Source organism: Chryseobacterium defluvii, from assembly GCF_003634775.1.
Lineage (GTDB): Bacteria > Bacteroidota > Bacteroidia > Flavobacteriales > Weeksellaceae > Chryseobacterium > Chryseobacterium defluvii.
The window spans coordinates 23,974-41,758 of the sequence record NZ_RBXB01000004.1 but is presented as its reverse complement, the minus strand read 5'-3'; the positions used below and the strand labels follow the sequence as shown (position 1 = coordinate 41,758).

The 17,785-nt window shown below is 36.5% G+C and carries 23 protein-coding genes; 15 read left to right on the top strand and 8 right to left on the bottom strand.

Going from position 1 to position 17,785, the window contains the following annotated elements; all coding sequences use genetic code 11:
• Positions 1-100: 100 nt before the first annotated feature.
• From BCF58_RS16655 to BCF58_RS16645, 3 genes are read left to right on the top strand one after another with little or no spacing between them, the layout of a single operon-like run.
• Positions 101-577, top strand: coding sequence for a SixA phosphatase family protein (locus BCF58_RS16655; RefSeq protein WP_121463063.1), 477 nt, complete (start codon positions 101-103; stop codon positions 575-577).
• Complete coding sequence (locus BCF58_RS16650; protein WP_121462972.1) at positions 558-1,445, top strand: archaemetzincin; 888 nt, start codon at positions 558-560, stop codon at positions 1,443-1,445. The genes BCF58_RS16655 and BCF58_RS16650 overlap by 20 nt, the downstream gene beginning before the upstream one ends.
• Positions 1,446-1,480: 35 nt before the next feature.
• On the top strand, positions 1,481-1,756 hold the full coding sequence (locus tag BCF58_RS16645; protein ID WP_121462971.1) for a hypothetical protein: 276 nt from the start codon (positions 1,481-1,483) through the stop codon (positions 1,754-1,756).
• Positions 1,757-1,816: 60 nt separating this feature from the next.
• Here BCF58_RS16645 and BCF58_RS16640 read toward each other — a convergent pair whose 3' ends face one another.
• The gene (locus BCF58_RS16640) at positions 1,817-3,361 is read right to left on the bottom strand and encodes a serine hydrolase (protein ID WP_121462970.1); all 1,545 of its coding nucleotides are present in this window, start codon (positions 3,359-3,361) and stop codon (positions 1,817-1,819) included.
• A gap of 75 nt (positions 3,362-3,436) precedes the next feature.
• Here BCF58_RS16640 and BCF58_RS16635 point away from each other — a divergent pair, with 75 nt between their 5' ends.
• The 6 genes from BCF58_RS16635 (at position 3,437) to BCF58_RS16610 (ending at position 6,840) form a co-directional block, all read left to right on the top strand.
• The gene (locus BCF58_RS16635; RefSeq protein WP_121462969.1) at positions 3,437-3,958 is read left to right on the top strand and encodes a HEAT repeat domain-containing protein; all 522 of its coding nucleotides are present in this window, start codon (positions 3,437-3,439) and stop codon (positions 3,956-3,958) included.
• A gap of 12 nt (positions 3,959-3,970) precedes the next feature.
• On the top strand, positions 3,971-4,417 hold the full coding sequence (locus BCF58_RS16630; RefSeq protein WP_121462968.1) for a hypothetical protein: 447 nt from the start codon (positions 3,971-3,973) through the stop codon (positions 4,415-4,417).
• Positions 4,417-4,917, top strand: coding sequence for a metallophosphoesterase family protein (locus BCF58_RS16625; protein WP_121462967.1), 501 nt, complete (start codon positions 4,417-4,419; stop codon positions 4,915-4,917). The genes BCF58_RS16630 and BCF58_RS16625 overlap by 1 nt, the downstream gene beginning before the upstream one ends.
• A gap of 45 nt (positions 4,918-4,962) precedes the next feature.
• Positions 4,963-5,457, top strand: coding sequence for a Smr/MutS family protein (locus BCF58_RS16620; protein WP_121462966.1), 495 nt, complete (start codon positions 4,963-4,965; stop codon positions 5,455-5,457).
• 18 nt (positions 5,458-5,475) lie between these two features.
• Positions 5,476-6,192, top strand: a complete 717-nt coding sequence (locus tag BCF58_RS16615; protein ID WP_121462965.1) for a DUF3822 family protein — start codon at positions 5,476-5,478, stop codon at positions 6,190-6,192.
• 72 nt (positions 6,193-6,264) lie between these two features.
• Positions 6,265-6,840, top strand: a complete 576-nt coding sequence (locus BCF58_RS16610; protein WP_121462964.1) for an RsmD family RNA methyltransferase — start codon at positions 6,265-6,267, stop codon at positions 6,838-6,840.
• An 85-nt stretch (positions 6,841-6,925) separates the two neighbouring features.
• Here the strand turns inward: BCF58_RS16610 and murI are convergent, their stop codons facing one another.
• The 5 genes from murI to BCF58_RS16585 all read right to left on the bottom strand — a co-directional run bounded on the left by murI (position 6,926) and on the right by BCF58_RS16585 (position 12,234).
• Positions 6,926-7,756, bottom strand: a complete 831-nt coding sequence (gene murI, locus BCF58_RS16605) for a glutamate racemase (RefSeq protein ID WP_121462963.1) — start codon at positions 7,754-7,756, stop codon at positions 6,926-6,928.
• Between the two features lie 63 nt (positions 7,757-7,819).
• On the bottom strand, positions 7,820-8,941 hold the full coding sequence (gene hemW, locus BCF58_RS16600) for a radical SAM family heme chaperone HemW (protein WP_121462962.1): 1,122 nt from the start codon (positions 8,939-8,941) through the stop codon (positions 7,820-7,822).
• Between the two features lie 51 nt (positions 8,942-8,992).
• Positions 8,993-9,943 (bottom strand): PorP/SprF family type IX secretion system membrane protein, encoded by a 951-nt coding sequence (locus tag BCF58_RS16595; protein WP_121462961.1) that lies wholly within the window; start codon positions 9,941-9,943, stop codon positions 8,993-8,995.
• A 51-nt stretch (positions 9,944-9,994) separates the two neighbouring features.
• Positions 9,995-11,059, bottom strand: a complete 1,065-nt coding sequence (locus BCF58_RS16590; protein ID WP_121462960.1) for an RluA family pseudouridine synthase — start codon at positions 11,057-11,059, stop codon at positions 9,995-9,997.
• Positions 11,060-11,130: 71 nt separating this feature from the next.
• Positions 11,131-12,234: a PASTA domain-containing protein gene (locus BCF58_RS16585; protein ID WP_121462959.1), complete on the bottom strand. Its 1,104-nt coding sequence runs from the start codon at positions 12,232-12,234 to the stop codon at positions 11,131-11,133.
• 156 nt (positions 12,235-12,390) lie between these two features.
• On the opposite strand from BCF58_RS16585, the gene BCF58_RS16580 reads away from it, so the two are divergent.
• The 3 genes from BCF58_RS16580 to BCF58_RS16570 all read left to right on the top strand — a co-directional run bounded on the left by BCF58_RS16580 (position 12,391) and on the right by BCF58_RS16570 (position 14,579).
• A complete protein-coding gene (locus BCF58_RS16580) occupies positions 12,391-13,383 on the top strand; it encodes a D-alanine--D-alanine ligase (RefSeq protein WP_121463062.1) in 993 nt (330 codons plus the stop codon).
• A gap of 2 nt (positions 13,384-13,385) precedes the next feature.
• Positions 13,386-13,850 (top strand): pantetheine-phosphate adenylyltransferase, encoded by a 465-nt coding sequence (gene coaD, locus BCF58_RS16575; RefSeq protein ID WP_121462958.1) that lies wholly within the window; start codon positions 13,386-13,388, stop codon positions 13,848-13,850.
• A gap of 96 nt (positions 13,851-13,946) precedes the next feature.
• Complete coding sequence (locus BCF58_RS16570) at positions 13,947-14,579, top strand: trimeric intracellular cation channel family protein (RefSeq protein ID WP_121462957.1); 633 nt, start codon at positions 13,947-13,949, stop codon at positions 14,577-14,579.
• Positions 14,580-14,645: 66 nt separating this feature from the next.
• Here BCF58_RS16570 and BCF58_RS16565 read toward each other — a convergent pair whose 3' ends face one another.
• Together BCF58_RS16565 and BCF58_RS16560 are read right to left on the bottom strand one after the other, a co-directional pair.
• Entirely contained in the window at positions 14,646-15,215 is a 570-nt protein-coding gene (locus tag BCF58_RS16565; RefSeq protein WP_121462956.1) for a tetratricopeptide repeat protein, read from the bottom strand.
• Positions 15,216-15,289: 74 nt separating this feature from the next.
• The gene (locus tag BCF58_RS16560; RefSeq protein WP_121462955.1) at positions 15,290-15,784 is read right to left on the bottom strand and encodes a dihydrofolate reductase; all 495 of its coding nucleotides are present in this window, start codon (positions 15,782-15,784) and stop codon (positions 15,290-15,292) included.
• Between the two features lie 73 nt (positions 15,785-15,857).
• Between BCF58_RS16560 and BCF58_RS16555 the strand changes: the two genes are divergently transcribed.
• From BCF58_RS16555 to BCF58_RS16545, 3 genes are read left to right on the top strand one after another with little or no spacing between them, the layout of a single operon-like run.
• On the top strand, positions 15,858-16,466 hold the full coding sequence (locus tag BCF58_RS16555; protein ID WP_121462954.1) for a LemA family protein: 609 nt from the start codon (positions 15,858-15,860) through the stop codon (positions 16,464-16,466).
• Positions 16,466-16,894 (top strand): TPM domain-containing protein, encoded by a 429-nt coding sequence (locus BCF58_RS16550; RefSeq protein WP_394337677.1) that lies wholly within the window; start codon positions 16,466-16,468, stop codon positions 16,892-16,894. The genes BCF58_RS16555 and BCF58_RS16550 overlap by 1 nt, the downstream gene beginning before the upstream one ends.
• The gene (locus BCF58_RS16545) at positions 16,875-17,687 is read left to right on the top strand and encodes a TPM domain-containing protein (protein WP_121462952.1); all 813 of its coding nucleotides are present in this window, start codon (positions 16,875-16,877) and stop codon (positions 17,685-17,687) included. Before BCF58_RS16550 ends, BCF58_RS16545 begins: the two co-directional genes overlap by 20 nt.
• The last annotated feature ends 98 nt before the right edge of the window (positions 17,688-17,785 follow it).

Below are 17,785 nucleotides of genomic sequence, written 5' to 3'. Positions count from 1 at the left end.
ATAAATTTTAATGATTTTATTCATAACGTAGTTTTTTTTATAAATCATGTTTTATTCCATTATTTTTTTTATAATTTTAATCTTCCAAAAAAACGAAAATATGAAGAAACTCATCCTTGTAAGGCATGCAAAGAGCGACTGGCCGGAAGAGACTGATGACTTCGACAGACCTTTGGCAGACAAGGGGTTGGAAGAAGCCATGAACATGTCCAGATTTATGAAAAGCAATAATATTTCTATAGATTATCTGGTCTCTAGTCCTGCCGTACGTGCGCTGAATACATGTAAAATTTTCAATCAGGCTTATCAGCTCAACATTGGAACGGATGAGAAACTTTATAACCCATCGGAGAACAATTTTCATTCCGTAATTTATGATCTGGATGATTCCCATGATTCGGTGGCTTTCTTTTCACATAACAACGGAATTTCCAATTTTGCCAATTCTATTTCGAATGACATCTTCCATTTCCCAACCTGTGGAGTTGCGGGATTTGAGATAGAATGCAATTCATGGGCAGAATTTGAAGGAGCCCAAAAGAAACTGCTGTTCTTTTATGAGCCGGGTAAAATTTAACGTTAGTTGCACATGTTTTCACTTCTTCATTTTTCTATTTCTTTTAGCATGTCAGAAAAGAGAATTAAACTATTTTGATACGATCCAATTTAATGATATTAAACTTGCAAAAGCCCGTGTAGGAGACTGGAGGTATTCCCATAAAGAAAATTTTCAGACGTTCAGGGATTTCCAGAGATCAAAAAAGATAAAGCCACAATCTGATAAAAAGACTATTTATCTCCAGCCTATAGGTGATTTCAATGAGTTACAAAAAGAGCAGATCAAGCTCACCAAAGAATATCTCAGCATCTATTTTCAGCTGGACGCTAAGATTTTGCCGGTTTTATCCAATTCTGTTTTTCCAAAATCAGTAAGACGCACAAAAGAAATGAATGAACAAATATTAGCAGGATATGTTCTTGATAGTATTTTAATTCAAAGAAAGCCTAAAGATGCTGTTGTATTGATGGGCATTACGGAAAAAGATTTGTTTCCAAGACCTGAATGGAATTTTGTTTTCGGATTGGCTTCCTATCAGGATGGCGTTGGGGTAACTTCCATGTATAGATTTTCCGATGGCTATTTAACCGATTTCAACTTTAATAAGAGTCTCGAAAGGCTCATTAAAATCAGTTCTCATGAAATTGGCCATATGTTTGGGATTAGTCATTGCCTGAACGCCAATTGCCTGATGAACGGGACCAATTCACTTTCTGAAACCGATTTTCATCTCGCAAGAGCATGCTCTCTTTGTCAGTTGAAATTGAATTCAAGCCTGAAATACGACAATCAAAAACGTCTAGTAGAATTAAGAAAATTTTTTGAAAGCAGGCATTTAAATTCTGAACTTGCTCATGTGGAAAAGGACATAAAATTATTGAAATAAGTGTAACTTAGTCTCTCCCTGAAAATAAAATTCACATGAAGAATAAAACGAATATGTTCATTTTTATAGCAAGCGGATTTTGCCTGCTTTATATCTTATTTTTAGTTTATTATTCCGTTTCATTGGATCAAATCCAGGTGATTAATGTTATTGCTGAAATGATTACTATCCCATTGGTTTTGCTTACTATTGGGTTATTCTTTTATAATGCATGGAAGCTGGTCAAGAATAAATCAGAACCGCTTTCTCTTAGTTCATTAAGTCTTTTGCTGAATATAGCCTGTATTGTTACGATGTTAATCGCTAAATAAAAAGCGTCAACACGTGTTGACGCTTTTTATTTAGCGATTTTAACAAAACCGATTGGGTTGTTATTTCTTTTTCAAATCGAGATCCTCAAAATCAAAACTGAAATCTGTGATATCGGAAACAGGCTTCATTCTCGCTGACCGGGCTTTTCCGCTCTCATCATAGCTGAAAATAATGTAGGCATCTGCATCATAACTTCTGTCATCCCATTTCACAATGAAACTATTGTTGGAGAAAGGAAGCAATTCACCTTTCAGTCTTGGTGAATTTTTGCATACGATTCTGTAAGTATTCCCTTGTTGAGAAATCTCTACATCTCCGAACCAGATATCGTTATATATTCCTATAAACTGCTCCGCTTTAGGTTGCAGGTTCTTCTCTTTTTTAAAGGCTTCAGATTTTGCAAAAGCATCTTTCTTTTGTTTTTCAAATTCCGCATTCATTTTAGACATCCTGTCTCCGTATGTTTTAAGCCAGTTTCTGTCTGCCACACCTAAATAAGCATCTTTCACCGTATTGGTAATGGTATTGAAAGCTGCCCCCGACTGTTGATTCGTTAATACTACTATACCTAGTTTTAAATCGGGAATTAATGTAAACTGGGTTACAGTTCCAATTAATCCTCCTGTATGCTGGATCTGTTTATGCCCTTTCACATCACTTAAGAACCATCCTAATCCGTATCCATAGAAACCTGTATCATAAGGATTTTTGGCAGCAACATTACTTGGGATCTGTAGGCTCCAAAGCTGCTGAACCTGTTTATCGGAAACCAGTTTCTTACCGTCTTTTGTCGTGAAATTATTCAACAAGCACTCTGCCCAGACCGTCATATCTTTGATATTGCTCATAATTCCTCCTGCAGCATTAGCAGTTTCATTCCAGTCGTGAGGAACAGCTACTGCTTTTCCATCTACCGGAGCATGAGCATCAATTTTGTTGGTAACCGCCTTTGCTCTGCTGTAGCTTCCGAAGCTTGAACTCATTCCTACCGGTTTCATAATTCTCTGTTCGATAAATTCTGCCCAGCTTAATCCGGAAATCCTATGAATAACCTCACCCGCAACAATAAACATGACATTATTATAATCAAGGGTTGTTCTGAAAGGATTCTCCGGCTTCAGGTATCTTACATTGCGAACAATATCATTCAGTGTCAAATTCCCTCCTTCCGGGAAGAACATCAAATCTCCCTGGCCAAGACCTAATCCGGCTCTGTGGGTCACCAAATCTTTAATCGTTACCTCTTGAGACACATAAGGATCATACATCTGGAATTCAGGAATGTATTGGGAAACTTTATCATCCCAGTTCAGTTTCCCTTCATCTGCTAAGATAGCCAAGGCAGTACAGGTAAACCCTTTTGAATTGGAGGCAATCCCAACCAGTGTATTGTTATCCATAGGTTGTTTGGAGGTTAAAGAACGTACTCCAAAGCCTTTTGAATAGACTAATTTCCCGTCTTTTACAATTCCAACGGACATTCCAGGAACATCAAATGTTTTTAAGGTATTTTGAATCAATTCGTCCAGTTTTTTTTCTTCAACCTGTGCATTTGATATACCGATGATAAAAAGAAAAAGGAAAAGAGAAAGTTTCTGCTTCATTGTTGTAAGATTTTTGCGAAGATAAGAAATTGTTAAAACTATTATTTCTGTATATTTGGCCCAATTTCAAATATTATGGATCTTAGGGGATTATTTTCGGACAAGACAAAGAAAAATAAAGAAAAAATAGAAATTCTCTTTCCTGCTATTCTGAACGGGGAAGTTTTTACAGGCGATCTTCTTACCTTCGTTTCTTCAGCAAAAGACCCGGTGAAAGCAGACTGTATAGAAGCTTTGGAATTTGCCACGAAAATCAATTCTGAAATATTGGATAAAGACCTGTTTGAATTTATAGTGAAAAACCTTTCGGAAAAAGCTCCAAGAATAAAATGGGAAAGCGCAAAAGTAATAGGGAATACCGCCCGGCATTTCTCAGACAATTTGGATGAAGCCATTGCAAAGCTTATTGAAAATACGTCACACGAAGGCACTGTTGTTCGATGGAGCGCAGCATTTGCCTTAAGTGAAATTCTCCCTATTAATCAGCAACTAAAAAGCAGATTATTGAGCACATTAAAGGATATTTCTGAAAAGGAAGAAAAGAACAGTATTAAAAAAATCTACCAGAAGGCCATCAAACTTGCAGAAAAAGGATAAATCAACCCCAAAATGACAAGAAAAATATTAACTTTATTTGTACTTATTTTAGGACTTCATTCCTATTTTTCTCAGGATGTTGTTATTAAGGATGACAGGGTTTTACTAGACGGAAAACAAATTTTAAAGGCAGAAAAGATCAATGTAGCACAGTATTCATTTTTCAGTATGGCCGATGATGAAGAGATTCTTCTTTACAGGTATATGGATAACGAAACTTCCAAATATTTTGACGATGATTATTATGTATTGAATTTCCTGACGGAAAAGATAAAAATAGAGTCCTCCGATTTTACAAAAATTTTCAACATCATGAATTCCAGAAAAGGAATGGAAAAACTGATTAAATGGTTGTTAAAAGAGAGAGTGATCAATCAGGATGGAGTATTGAATCCGGACAGATTAGCTATATTTAAAGAGAAATACGACGAAAATATTACAGAAAGAACATTAAGATAATGACCAAGATCCTGCTGCTTTCCGACTCTCATTCTTATATTGATGCCAGAATCTTAGAATACGCCCGACAAGCGGATGAAGTATGGCATTGCGGGGATTTCGGGAGTATGGATGTGATTGAACAGCTTGAAAAAATCAAACCTTTAAAAGGAGTTTATGGCAATATCGACAATGCAAAAATCCGTTCTGAATTTCCTGAGGTCAACAGGTTTTTCTGCGAAAATTTTGAAGTCTTAATGATTCATATCGGTGGTTATCCGGGGAAATATACTCCTTTGGCCAAGAAAGAAATCACTGAAAAAGCTCCCAAACTATTTATTTCTGGCCATTCGCATATCTTAAAAGCGATGTATGATGACAAGAATAAGCTTTTTCACCTCAACCCGGGAGCCTGCGGAAAACAAGGCTGGCATAAAATGAGAACCATGATGCGTTTTGTAATTGATGATACGGAGATAAAGGATCTGGAAATTATTGAACTGGGACCGAAAATAGAGTAAATTGAGATTCTTCGCTTTGCTCGGAATGACAAAAAATACAATATTATGAAGATTGGCGACAACGTTTCTGTAGTTGATGAGGATTTAGACGGGATAGTAACTTCCGTAAAGGGGAATATTGTCGTTTTTAAAGATGAATTTGGATTTACCTACCAATATCCCAAAGAGAAACTTGTTCCTAAAAATGCCGGTCTTTATGACAATATAAGGGTGGAAAAGAAACAGGAATTTCAAAAGGTGATTTCCAGAAAGCATCAGAGAAACCATCTTGTCCTGGACCTCCATTTTCATAACCTGGTTAAAAACCCTAGTGATTACGACAGCTTTGAAAGGCTTTTCATTCAAAAAGAAAAATTACTTGAGGTAATGGAATTTTGCAGGAAAAACCATCTCAAAAGACTGGAGATCGTTCACGGCATCGGTGACGGCATCCTTCAGAAACTGGTATGGGATACGTTGGAAAGCCAGACTGGCATTGATTTCTACAATAAGGAAATACTTCATCATCAATCAGGTGCAGTAATGGTAGAATTTCACTAAATTTGCACCAATTGAAATATGAACGTACTTAATTTACTTTTTACCAAAGACGGATTAATTTACCAGATTGCTAAAAACAAAAGCATTCTGGAAGAAAAGTCTTATTTCGTTACAGAAGAATCTCCCGGAAACTTTATTGCTGATCAATTGGGTGATATTTTGATCAAGCAGAGGTTCGACGAAATTTCCGTAGTTTCAGCATTTAATCATTTTACCCTGATGCCGGAAGGATTTTCGGAGCATGATAACGGGTATGATTTAATTGCCTTCAATGCTCCTGTGGATAAGGAAACTGAGGAATTAATGCTTTCCGTGAACAAAAAATTTAAGGTTCAGTTTTATTATACTTTTCCTAAAAATTTCTATAAAAAAATAAAAGAGCTGGCTGTTCCTGTAAGGTTTAACTTTTCAGGTGAAAAATTTCTGAATACCATCAACAACAGAAATGGCAAAGAAATTCACATCAATCTTTATCACAATCAGTGTGAGTTTTTTGCTATAGATAACAAAAAGGTGATCTTATACAATAACCTGGATGTAAATTCGGAAGTGGATTTTCTTTATTTCATTATGTTTACTTTAAGCAAAATCGGCTTTGGAATCAACGAAACTCATTTTTATGCTTACGGTGAAACGACCGAGAATGAAACGTTTATCTCCGAATTACAGAAATTTGTAAAGAATTTAAAAATTGTATTTGATAACGTTCCAAAAAAGAATTTCATATTAAATTAGGTCACAGGTTGCAGATAATAGGATTTATTTCCCTCCTGCTACCCATTACCTACCCTCTAACCCCTAAACAATATGTACAGAATAATCTCAGGCAAATGGAAAGCCAAAAAAATAGCCGCTCCGAAGAATTTTGATGTAAGACCTACGACGGATTTTGCCAAGGAAGCTTTGTTCAGTATTCTGGAGAATACCTACGATATGCAATCAGTTTCTGCACTGGATTTGTTTGCAGGAATAGGGTCTATTTCACTGGAGTTCGCATCAAGAGGATGCCAGGACGTAACGTCTGTTGAAATGAATCCTAAGCACACAGGTTTTATCAATTCTACGGCATCCGAGCTGGATATGGCCTTGCAGGTGAATGTTCAGCGAGGAGATGTTTTTGACTGGCTGAAAAAATTCAGAAATAAAAAATCTTTTGAAATTGTTTTTGCAGATGCCCCTTTTGAAACCGAAGAGAAAAAATATTATGAAATGCTCTCTTTAGTGCTGAACAATAAATATCTGAAGAAAAACGGTGTTTTCGTTGTGGAACATCAAAGCAGATTAAAATTTGAACATCCTAATCTGATTGAAACCAGAAAATACGGAAATGTAAGTTTCAGTTTCTTTGAACCCAATAAAGAGGAAACTACAGAAATAGAATAATCAGGAAGCTTTCTTCCTGATTTTTTTGATTATGATAATCAACTAAATAAGAAAGCTGTTTCCTATATGAAACAGCTTTCTTATTTTATAATACCTTTAATTCCAGATCAATGGTTTTACCAAAGAATTTCTTGGATATTTTCTCAAAATTCTTGGTGAGATCCGAAAGATAAAAATGATAACTCGGTTTGGGGTTGTTGTCATTCAGGAGATTATATTTATCCAGGATAATTTTCAAATGATTGGCTACGATATTCGGTGAATCGATAACACGGACACGGTTTCCGTAATATTGCTTAATCTCATCAATCAACAAAGGATAATGGGTACAACCCAGAATCAGCGTTTCAATATTTTTCAGTTTGCTATTACTTAGATAATTGTAGATGATTGCATGGGTAATCGGGTGGTTTTTGAATCCTTCTTCAATAGCGGGAACTAATAAAGGAGTAGCCAGCTCATCCACCTTGATGAACTTATTATGTTTTCTGATGCTCTTCTTATACAATCCTGAGTTCACAGTTGCTTTGGTGGCAATCACGCCCACATTATTATGAATTTCATAAGCTACTTTCTCAGCAACCGGATTAATAACATCAATAACCGGGACTCTGCACGAGACGGATTCCAAAACCTCATTTAAGGCATTTGCAGTGGCTGTATTACAGGCGATAACAATCGCTTTACAGTTCTGCTCCAACAGAAAATTGGTAATCTTGGTAGAATATTCAATAATGGCTTCCCTTGACTTTTCACCATAAGGAAGGTGCTTCGTATCACCGAAATAAATAAGATCTTCATTCGGAAGAAGTCTTTTTATTTCTTTAGCTACCGTTAAGCCTCCCACTCCACTATCAAAAATCCCGATGGGCTGTTTAGGTGAAAGATGCGAATAATCTTGTTTCTTAGTTTTCAAATGAACTGAAATTTTATACAAAAATAGTGAATTTCTCCTTTTAAATAATTAAGATTTATCTATCTAAACAATGAATAAATCCGAAGCAATTCCATCCGCCATAAACCAGTGCTTTTCGGGAATTTTCAGATGATTATTTTCAATGATAACAAGTCCTTCTTCAATTTTAGGTTGAATTTCATTGTGAAAACATTCTACCAAGCGACTTGAAAATTCATTCAATCGGTCTAAATCTATTCCCCACATTGTTCTTAAACCAATCATTATCATCTCATTAAATTGTTCTTCAATAGATAAAAATTCTTCTTCTTTAGCCAAAAGATTAGAGTTTAATTTTTTAACATATTGCTGATTGCTGGCAACATTCCAACTTCTAATATCAAGGCCATTATAGGAATGAGCAGAAGGACCGATTCCTAAATACTCTTTGTATTTCCAATAAGCTGAATTATGCTTTGAATAAAAGCCGGGTTTAGCAAAATTGGAAATTTCATAATGGTCGAAACCGTTATCTTTTAAAAAATCTGATAAATAATAAAACTCTTTATTCTGCTCTTCTTCTCTTGGATTGGAAACTTTACCTTTCAGTATCCAGTCATTTAAAGCCGTTTTGGGTTCAACTGTCAAAGCATAGGAAGAAACATGCGGAACTTCCAAGGCAATTGTTTTATTCAGGTTTTCTTTCCAGATTTCAAAATTTGAGGTGGGAGAACCATAAATAAGATCAATACTAAGATTTTCAAACCCGAAATCCTGTGCTCTTTTAATAGAGCCTTCTGCTTCCGAGGCATTGTGGGCACGATTCATCAGCTTTAAATCCTCATCAAAAAAACTCTGCGTTCCAATAGACAGGCGATTAACGGGTGAACTGGAAAGTGCTTTTAGAAAACTTTTGTTCAAATCATCGGGGTTGGCTTCCAGGGTAATCTCTATATCACTGGCAAAACTGAAGTATTTTAAGACCTCATCAATGAATGAATTGATCTCATCTCCCGAAAGTATGGAAGGTGTTCCCCCTCCAAAATACAGGGATTGCAGTGTTTTGTTCTGTAATTCATCTTTTCGAAGAACAATCTCTTTCTTAATGGCAGCAAGCATTTCATCTTTAAACTGTAAAGATGTTGAAAAATGAAAATTGCAATAGCTGCATTTCTGCTTACAGAATGGAATGTGAATATAAATCATAAAAAAAGCTCTGAAAAAATTCAGAGCTCAAATTTATTTAAATTAAATGGATTAATATCTAAATCCTCTGTGGTTAATGAAGTTATCAAATTCATAACCTAATCCGATCATGAAGCTGTCTCCTCCATATTGCTGAATATCAGAAAGTCCGATATTATAAGTGGCACCAATCATGAATTTATTGAATTTCACTTTTACGATTGGAGCAATCTGAAGCTGTTGGTTATCAAATCTGTTCTGAACAGATCTGTAGCTTAATCCCGCAGAGAATGAATTGATCTCATTAGAGAAGGTAGCCATTAAGTTGTAATCTACCATTCTTGTTGAGTTGGTATTCAGGTTGATCAACAATGAAGGTGTTAAAGCAATATTATCTGCTAAATTCCAGTTGTATCCTAAGTTTAAGAAAAACTTGATTGGAGAAGGCTCGTAGTTGTTTACGATAGATTCATCATTACTTAACGCAATATCATTAACAGAAACTCCCCCGAAAATATTTCTATAGGTAGCAGCTAAACCGAAGTTGGCATATACCATAAAAATATTACTTTCATTGCCCTGTAATAAAGGATCATATCCTTCTTCAGTATTAATTTTTGAATAGTCAAAATTCATGTTGTAAAAATTAACACTTGTACCGAAAGAGAACTGATCTTTTCTATCTCCCTCACTACTTAAAGGAATGAAATAAGAAGCACCAGCTGTAATCCCTCCCGCAGAAATAGGTCCGTTACTGTCTCTGAATACAGAAAGACCAGCACCTACTCTATCGAAAATGTTCGCATTGATCCCTATGGACTGAACATTCGGAGATTCACTGAACTTTGAAAATTGTTGTTGATAGTTGGCGTTGAGCTGTACGTAATCTGTTTTTCCGTATTGAGCTGGGTTGAACAGGAACTCACCATCCAAAAGATATTGCTGATAGTATGGTAGTGATTCTTGTGCTTTGTATGCATTCGACAAAAGAGCTAAACATACGATAGCATATAGTTTTCTCATAACAAATCTTGATTTCAATTCAACAAATATAAAAAAATTCTCAATATATTTTTAGTTTTCTAAATATTTTCTCCATTTTTTTACGGCTTCCTCCATATCTTGAGGCATTGGGCTCTCAAAATATAATTCTTTCTTTGTAGTCGGATGCACAAATCCTAAAGTATGGGCATGAAGCGCATGTCTAGGCAAAATATCGAAAACATTCTTTATAAATTGCTTATATTTTGGCAGATTAACTCCTCTTAAAGGAGTATGCCCTTCATATCTTTCATCGTTAAACAAAGTATGCCCTATGTGTTTGAAATGAGCTCTGATCTGATGTGTTCTTCCCGTTTCCAGCTTGCACTCCACCCAGGTCATGTATTTAAACCTTTCCAAAACTTTGTAGTGGGTAACGGCATGTTTTCCCTGGCTTCCGTCTTCGTATACGGACATCTGCATCCTGTTTTTAGGATGCCTTCCGATATGTCCCCGGATCGTACCTTCATCTTCCTGCATATTCCCCCATACAAAAGCCCAATATAATCTTTTGGTAGTTCGCTCAAAAAACTGTTTGGCCAGAAAACTTAATGCATATTCATTTTTGGCAATCACCAAAAGTCCTGAAGTATCCTTATCTATTCTATGAACAAGGCCTACTCTGTCCAGATCGGATTTTTGTCCGTTCTTTTCAAAATGGTATGCCAGCGCATTCACCAAAGTACCATCCCAGTTTCCGAATCCCGGATGCACCACCATTCCTGCTTCTTTATCTATAACGACAAGATCATCATCTTCGTATATAATATTCACGGGAATATCCTGCGGGATGATCACATTTTCTCTGGGTGGATGGGCCAATAAGACAGAAATCTGATCGCCGGGTTTTACCCGATAGTTTTGCTTTACAGGGTTACCGTTTACAACAACATTTCCCGCTCTGCAGGTCTGTGAAATTTTGTTTCTGGAAGAATTCTGACGATATATCAGTAAGAACTTATCAATTCTTAACGGCTCTTGCTTGTTATCTACAGTTATATTAAGATGTTCGTACAGTCCTTTATTCTCCTCATCAATATCTAAATTGTTGGGGTCTAATAATCCTTCATCTAAAAAATCTTCATTATCTTCTGTCATTACTCTTATATTTTATACAAAAGGCTCCAACGTGCTAGAGTTGAAGCCTGTAATTTTAATATTGTAATAAACTATTCTACTACTACTTTTTTAGCTTTCGGTTTTTGAGCCGGTTGCTGTGTAGTAGTAGAGGTTTTATTATTACTACTTGTGTTGGAACCGCTTCCGGAAGTACCGGCAGTGGCAGTTTTAGGTTTAGTATCCGTTTTAGTAGCTGTAGTTCCTGATGCTGGTTTTGCCACACTTGCTGTAGTTTTCGGAGCTTCGGTTTTTGCAGGCTCCGGTTTTGGAACTACCGGCGGTGGAGCCTGTTCATAATTGGGTGTCGGATGGGCAGGTACTTCCTCATATCGTATAGGAGGCAAAGAAGTGTCTACTTTCATACGGTATACGGAATTCAATTGTTCTATTTTATCGCGCAATTCAGCCGGTGTCTTTTTACTTGCCCAAAGATCCATCTGCATTCCCTGATCTCTGACATCACCTGCTGCAGGGTCCTGATAATAAATAATATCCGATTCATCTTTACCGCCATCCTCATGCTCTACCAATCCTACTTCAAACATGCTTCTTGCGATAACTCCTCTGGCTTCTTTTACGGTTAGTCCGACTACATTAGGAATTGAAATATTTCTCATAGGCCCTGAACCGATTACTACGTCTATAGTAGAGAATCTAGGCAATAGTGATCCCGGTTTAATAGGATTCCCTTTGAATAAGACCCTTAAAACAGCATCTTTCTGTATGCTTGGTTCAAAAATCGTATCTCCTACTTTTAATCCTACCTGATCCAATCTCTGGAAAGCCAGCCCTGAATATTTATTAATAATATCCGGAACCGCAACTTTCGCCCAAGTTTTAGGATTTACTCTTATTTGAATAGCTCTTCCATCTTTTACACGTGATCCTGGTGAAGGATACACCTGTAATACTTGAAAAGGTCTATATTTAGGGTCATATTTAAAACTATCCACTTCATATTCCAACCCTGCATCATCTAATATTTTGATAGCATCATGCACAGATTTATTAACAACATTCGGAACAGGTATTTCCTGACCATGGTTCGTATGGTATTCCAACCATCGGAATGTAAGCCAGACCAACCCCACGAAAACCCCTATGGCTACTAATAAGTTCAGTAAAACTTTCCAATTGAAAAGTGATTTAAGCATACTTAAAAATACTTTAATTATAACGGCAAATATAATTAATAATTTTAGAATGTGATTTTTATTTAACACATTTCATTTTTCATTTCAAAATTTCTGATTTTCCCATATTACAATACATAATTTCATTAAATTTGCCTTAATTGATACTATATGGTTATGAACAAAAAAAGTGTTGCCGTGGTAATGGGTGGCTATTCTGACGAATATGTGGTTTCCCTAAAAAGCGGTCAATTAATCTATGATTCTTTAGACAGAGATCTGTATGATGTATATAAGGTTGTGGTTCTTAAAAATGAATGGTATTTTTTAGATAAGAATGACAAAAAATACGAAATCAACAAAGGAGATTTTTCGGTAACCCTTGAAAACAATGAAAAGCTGAAGTTCGATGTCTGCTTCAATATTATTCACGGGACACCGGGGGAAAACGGGATACTGCAGGCTTATTGGGATGCCATCGGGCAAACATATACGGGCTGTGATTTTTACCAAAGTGCATTAACGTTCAATAAAAAAGATACTCTTGCCGTATTATCAAAATACGGAATTCCATCTGCAAAAAGCATTTATCTGAGAAAAGGTGAGAACATCAATGTTGATGAAATTGTAGAAAAACTAAAGCTCCCTCTTTTTGTAAAGCCAAACCAATCGGGGTCTTCCTTAGGAATTTCGAAAGTAAAGGAGAAATCGGAACTCATTGCAGCTACAGAGATTGCCTTCAAAGAAGATGATGAAATTTTAATTGAAAGTTTCCTAGACGGAATGGAAGTTTCCGTTGGTGTTATTGATTTTAAAGGAGAAACCATTGTATTGGGAATTACAGAAATTGTCCCTACTAATGAATTCTTCGATTATGAAGCTAAATATGAAGGTGCTTCAGAAGAAATTACTCCTGCAAGGATCAATGATGAAACCAGAATCCGGGTAGAAGAAATTGCCAAAAGAGCTTATGATTCTTTAGGAATGAGTGGCTTTTCAAGAAGTGAATATATTTTAATGGACGGCATTCCTTATATGCTGGAAATGAATACCAATCCAGGATTCTCTCCGGCAAGTATTTTGCCCCAACAGGCAAGACATTACGGAATATCTATTACAGACCTTTGCGGAAACGAAGTTGAAAAAGCTCTGGCTAAAAAATCAAAATAATCATGAAAATTGCTGTTTTCCCGGGATCATTTGATCCCATCACTCTTGGACATTACGATATTATTGAAAGAGCAGCGCCGCTTTTCGACAAACTGATTATCGCCATCGGACAGAATTCTCAAAAGAAATATATGTTCCCCCTGGAAAAAAGAATGGAATTCATTCAAAATTCTGTTACCGAATTTGCTAATGTGGAAGTAGATTATTTTGAAGGTTTGACTGTTGATTACTGTTTTGAGAAAAACGCGCAATTCATTCTCCGTGGATTAAGAAACCCAGCCGATTTTGAATTTGAAAAAGCAATTGCCCATACCAACAGGACATTGGCTCACAAAAAACTGGAAACGGTATTCCTCTTAACCTCATCAGGAAAGTCTTTTATAAGCAGCAGCATTGTAAGAGAAATCATCAACCATGGAGGTGAATACGAATTATTGGTTCCGGACTCTGTAAGAGTTGAAAAATAAACAAAATTAATAAGCGATAAATGATAATTGATACAATGGTAGACAATTTGCTTATGAAGAAATCATTCATCAATTATCATTTACCATTTATATCATATGCACGAACAGTTCAACTTTGCCATAGAAGTCCTGGGAACCATTTCCTTTGCAATGTCAGGAAGTTTTGCAGCCATGCAAAAACGCCTTGATCCTTTCGGGGTACTTATTATTGCCTTCGTAACTTCTGTAGGTGGCGGAACTGTAAGAGATTTATTATTGGACATTCCTGTATTCTGGATGCATGATCTGTTGACTTGTGCCGTTATTTTGATCACGAGCATATTTTCCATGATTTTTAAATCCATGGAAAAAAACTTCAAGGTTACCTTATTTATTTTTGACAGCTTTGGTCTTGGTCTTTTCACCATTATTGGTGTTCAGAAAGGACTCAATGCAGACATCCATCCGTTGATTTGTATTGCTTTAGGAACAATCACAGGATGCTTCGGAGGGATTATCCGGGATATTCTGCTCAACAGAATCCCATTGATCTTTAGAAAAGAGATTTATGCTACAGCCTGTATTGTAGGGGGCTCAGTTTTCCTGTTAATGACCAAGTTTACATCACTTTCTTATACGATCATTCAGATATTTACGATTTTATTAATTGTAGCGATAAGAACGTTCGCCGTGAAATATCATTGGCAAATGCCTAAATTTTATGGCTACGAAAATAATTCGGAAATGTAATTTACTCCGGTATCAACATAAAAAATGCACCTTCTCAGGTGCATTTGATTTTTTATTCGGTTAAAATTAAAAGAATTTTCCTCTTTGTCTCATATTCGGATTATGCATATGCTTCTGCATGGATGGCATTTTCAATTGCTCCTTCATCATTTTAATCTGATCGGTCATCATTCCTGAGCTGTCCAGTCTTTTTGCTTCTTCCAGTAATTTCTGCCCTTCCTGTTTTCTTCCTTTGGAGATAGCAGCAGCAGCAAGGTTTAAAGTAGCCATTGCTCTGTCATGCTTCATATTCAATCCATAATCTAACGCTTTTCTCATAAGAGGTTCCACTTTCGTAGGGTGCTCCTGGGCCAAGGTCAATCCCTGCAGATAATGGAAATACCCATATTGGGATTGATGAAGCTGAGATTGATAATTGGTGATATTATTAAGAAACTTGGATGCCTTTTCCATATTTTGCTTTCTTAATTGCCAGAAAGCCAAAAGGATATTTTCATTTTTGAAAAAAAGAAAAATAGGAAGTGCAGCCAGAAGAAAAATTACGATTCCCCAACCCAGATTTCTGGTAAAAAACATCATGTAGATTCCGGTAAGAATAAGAAGTGCGGCAACTACAATTTTTATATACTTGTTCATTATTACAATTTAGAAGTGCAAAGATAAAAAATTTAGAGGTTAGAAGCTAGAAGTTAGAAGTTAGATTTTTATGACTATTCACTCTTGATCTTTTCATAGGTCTGAAAGCAAAAATCGTACGGATTTTTCTCATCCTTTTCATGGCAAATTTCCTGTGTTTTCACCCACGCCTTACTATCTATTTTAGGAAAAAACGTATCTGCCTTCAAATCTGCTTTCACCAGGGTGACCTCAAGCTTGTCTGTAATATCCATTGTTTGTTCATAGATGTTTCCACCACCGATAATAAAAATGTCTTCATCTATTTTTTTAGCAAATTTCACAGCTTCTTTGATGCTTCCTACGATCAAAATACCCTCTTCAAACCAGTCTTTCTTTCTTGAAATAACAATATTGGTACGGTTAGGAAGTGGTTTCCCGATACTTTCATAGGTTTTTCTGCCCATAATAACCGGATGTCCGGAGGTTAAATTTTTGAAATGTTTCAAATCTTTGGGAAGATGCCACAGAAGCTGATTATCAGAACCAATCTCATTCTTCTCTCCCATTGCGACCACAATTGTTATCATTAAAATAATTTTTCACAAAATTAGCACATAATTTGTATATTTGGTTAGCACAAAAATTTAAAAAAAATAAACTATGAGAAACAAAGGCTGTCTGAGCGCAGGAACTATAGGTATTGCTCTCCTTATTATTGTTGTTATTATATTCTTTTGGGGTAAAAACGGATACAACAATTTCGTAGCTCAGGAACAAGGGGTGAATGCCAAGTGGTCTAACGTGGAAACGGTATACCAGAAAAGAGCCAACCTGATCCCCAATCTGGAAAGAACGGTAAAATCTTATTCAAAATTTGAGCAGGAAACATTAACAAAAGTTGTTGAGGCACGTTCTAAAGCTACTTCCATCAACATTGACCCTACCAATATGACCGAAGCAGATATGGCTAAATTCCAGGCTGCACAGGGAGAATTAACCGGGGCTTTAAGCAGGTTGATGGCAGTTGTAGAACAATATCCTAACTTAAAGGCGGATCAGCAATATATCAACTTCCAGAGGGAATATATTGCCATTGAAAACAGTATCAGAACAGAAACTGTGTATTATAACAACGCTGTTAAGGATTACAACACATCCATCAAGCAGTTTCCTAATAATATTTTGGCCAACTTCACCAACTTTAAAGAAAAACCTTTATTCAAAGCTGATGCAGGAGCCAACAAAGCCCCTGAAGTTTTCTCTGAATAATGAGCAATTTCCTTACAGATCAACAGATAGCTTCCCTAGTGGAAGCTATTCAGTCGGCAGAAGAACATTCTACAGGTGAGATTAGAGTGCATATAGACTCTAATACGGAAGCCCATAATGCAGAAACCGCATTTGAAGTTTTTAAAAAACTATGTATGAATAAAACGGCTGACAGGAATGCTGTGCTTTTTCATGTGAATTTTGAACAAAAATATCTTACCATAATCGGAGATACCGGGATTCATGAAAAAGTACATCAATCTTACTGGGATCATTTGCATGATTATATTACATCCGAATTTTCCAAAGGAAATTATTATAAGGCATTAAAAAGCGCCATTCTGGAAACAGGTCTTGAACTTAAAAAACATTTTCCTGTAGAAGGAGAAAATCACAACGAACTTCCTAATGAAATTACGTTCTCTTAAAATAGTATTTTCATTTCTATTCATCTGCTTTTACCATATTGTATCAGCACAGTATACTATTCCCCAAAAACCGAACATTCTCTACCCTGTGTATGATGAAGCAGGATTGCTGACCCAGCAGGAAAGAGATGAGCTGAATAACAAACTTATCAAGTTTTCAGATTCTACCTCAACCGAAATCGAAGTAATTATTATTCCCTCTACAAAAGGAGAAGATATCAATTTTTTGGCGACTATGTTCGGAGAAAAATGGGGAATCGGACAGAAAGGAATAGACAATGGTGTTGTTTTCCTCATCGCTACAGAAGACAGGAAAATGGCTATCCAGCAAGGAAGAGCTGTTGAAAAATATTTAACGGCCTCAGTTGCCGGACAAATTCTGGATTATATCGTGACTCCTAATTTCAAACAAGGGCTTTGGTACGAAGGGATCAATCGGGGAACCTCAGCGATCATGGAAGCGCTACAGGGTAAATTTAAACCTTTAGTGACGCCGAATGACAGCTCCGGAGATTCATCAGGTATTTTAACCATTATGATCATTGCCTTTATAATCTTCATCATTCTGATTATCATCATCAAAAATAAAGGCGGCGGCGGAGGCGGCTACAATGATGACGATGATGTGATCATCACCCGAAGGGGCCGCAGAAATTATCCGGGGGGATTCTTCCCGTTCCCGGGCAGCTTTGGCGGTGGGTTCGGTGGCGGAAGTTCCGGCGGTGGCGGTGGCTTCGGAGGCTTTGGCGGAGGCGGAAGTTTCGGCGGCGGCGGTGCATCCGGAGGATGGTAATTAAAAGGTATAATAAATATAAACCCGGTCATTTCTCTGACCGGGTTTTTTATTATTCTTAAAATATACATTCCCTCTTATATTCTTATTATTAAAAT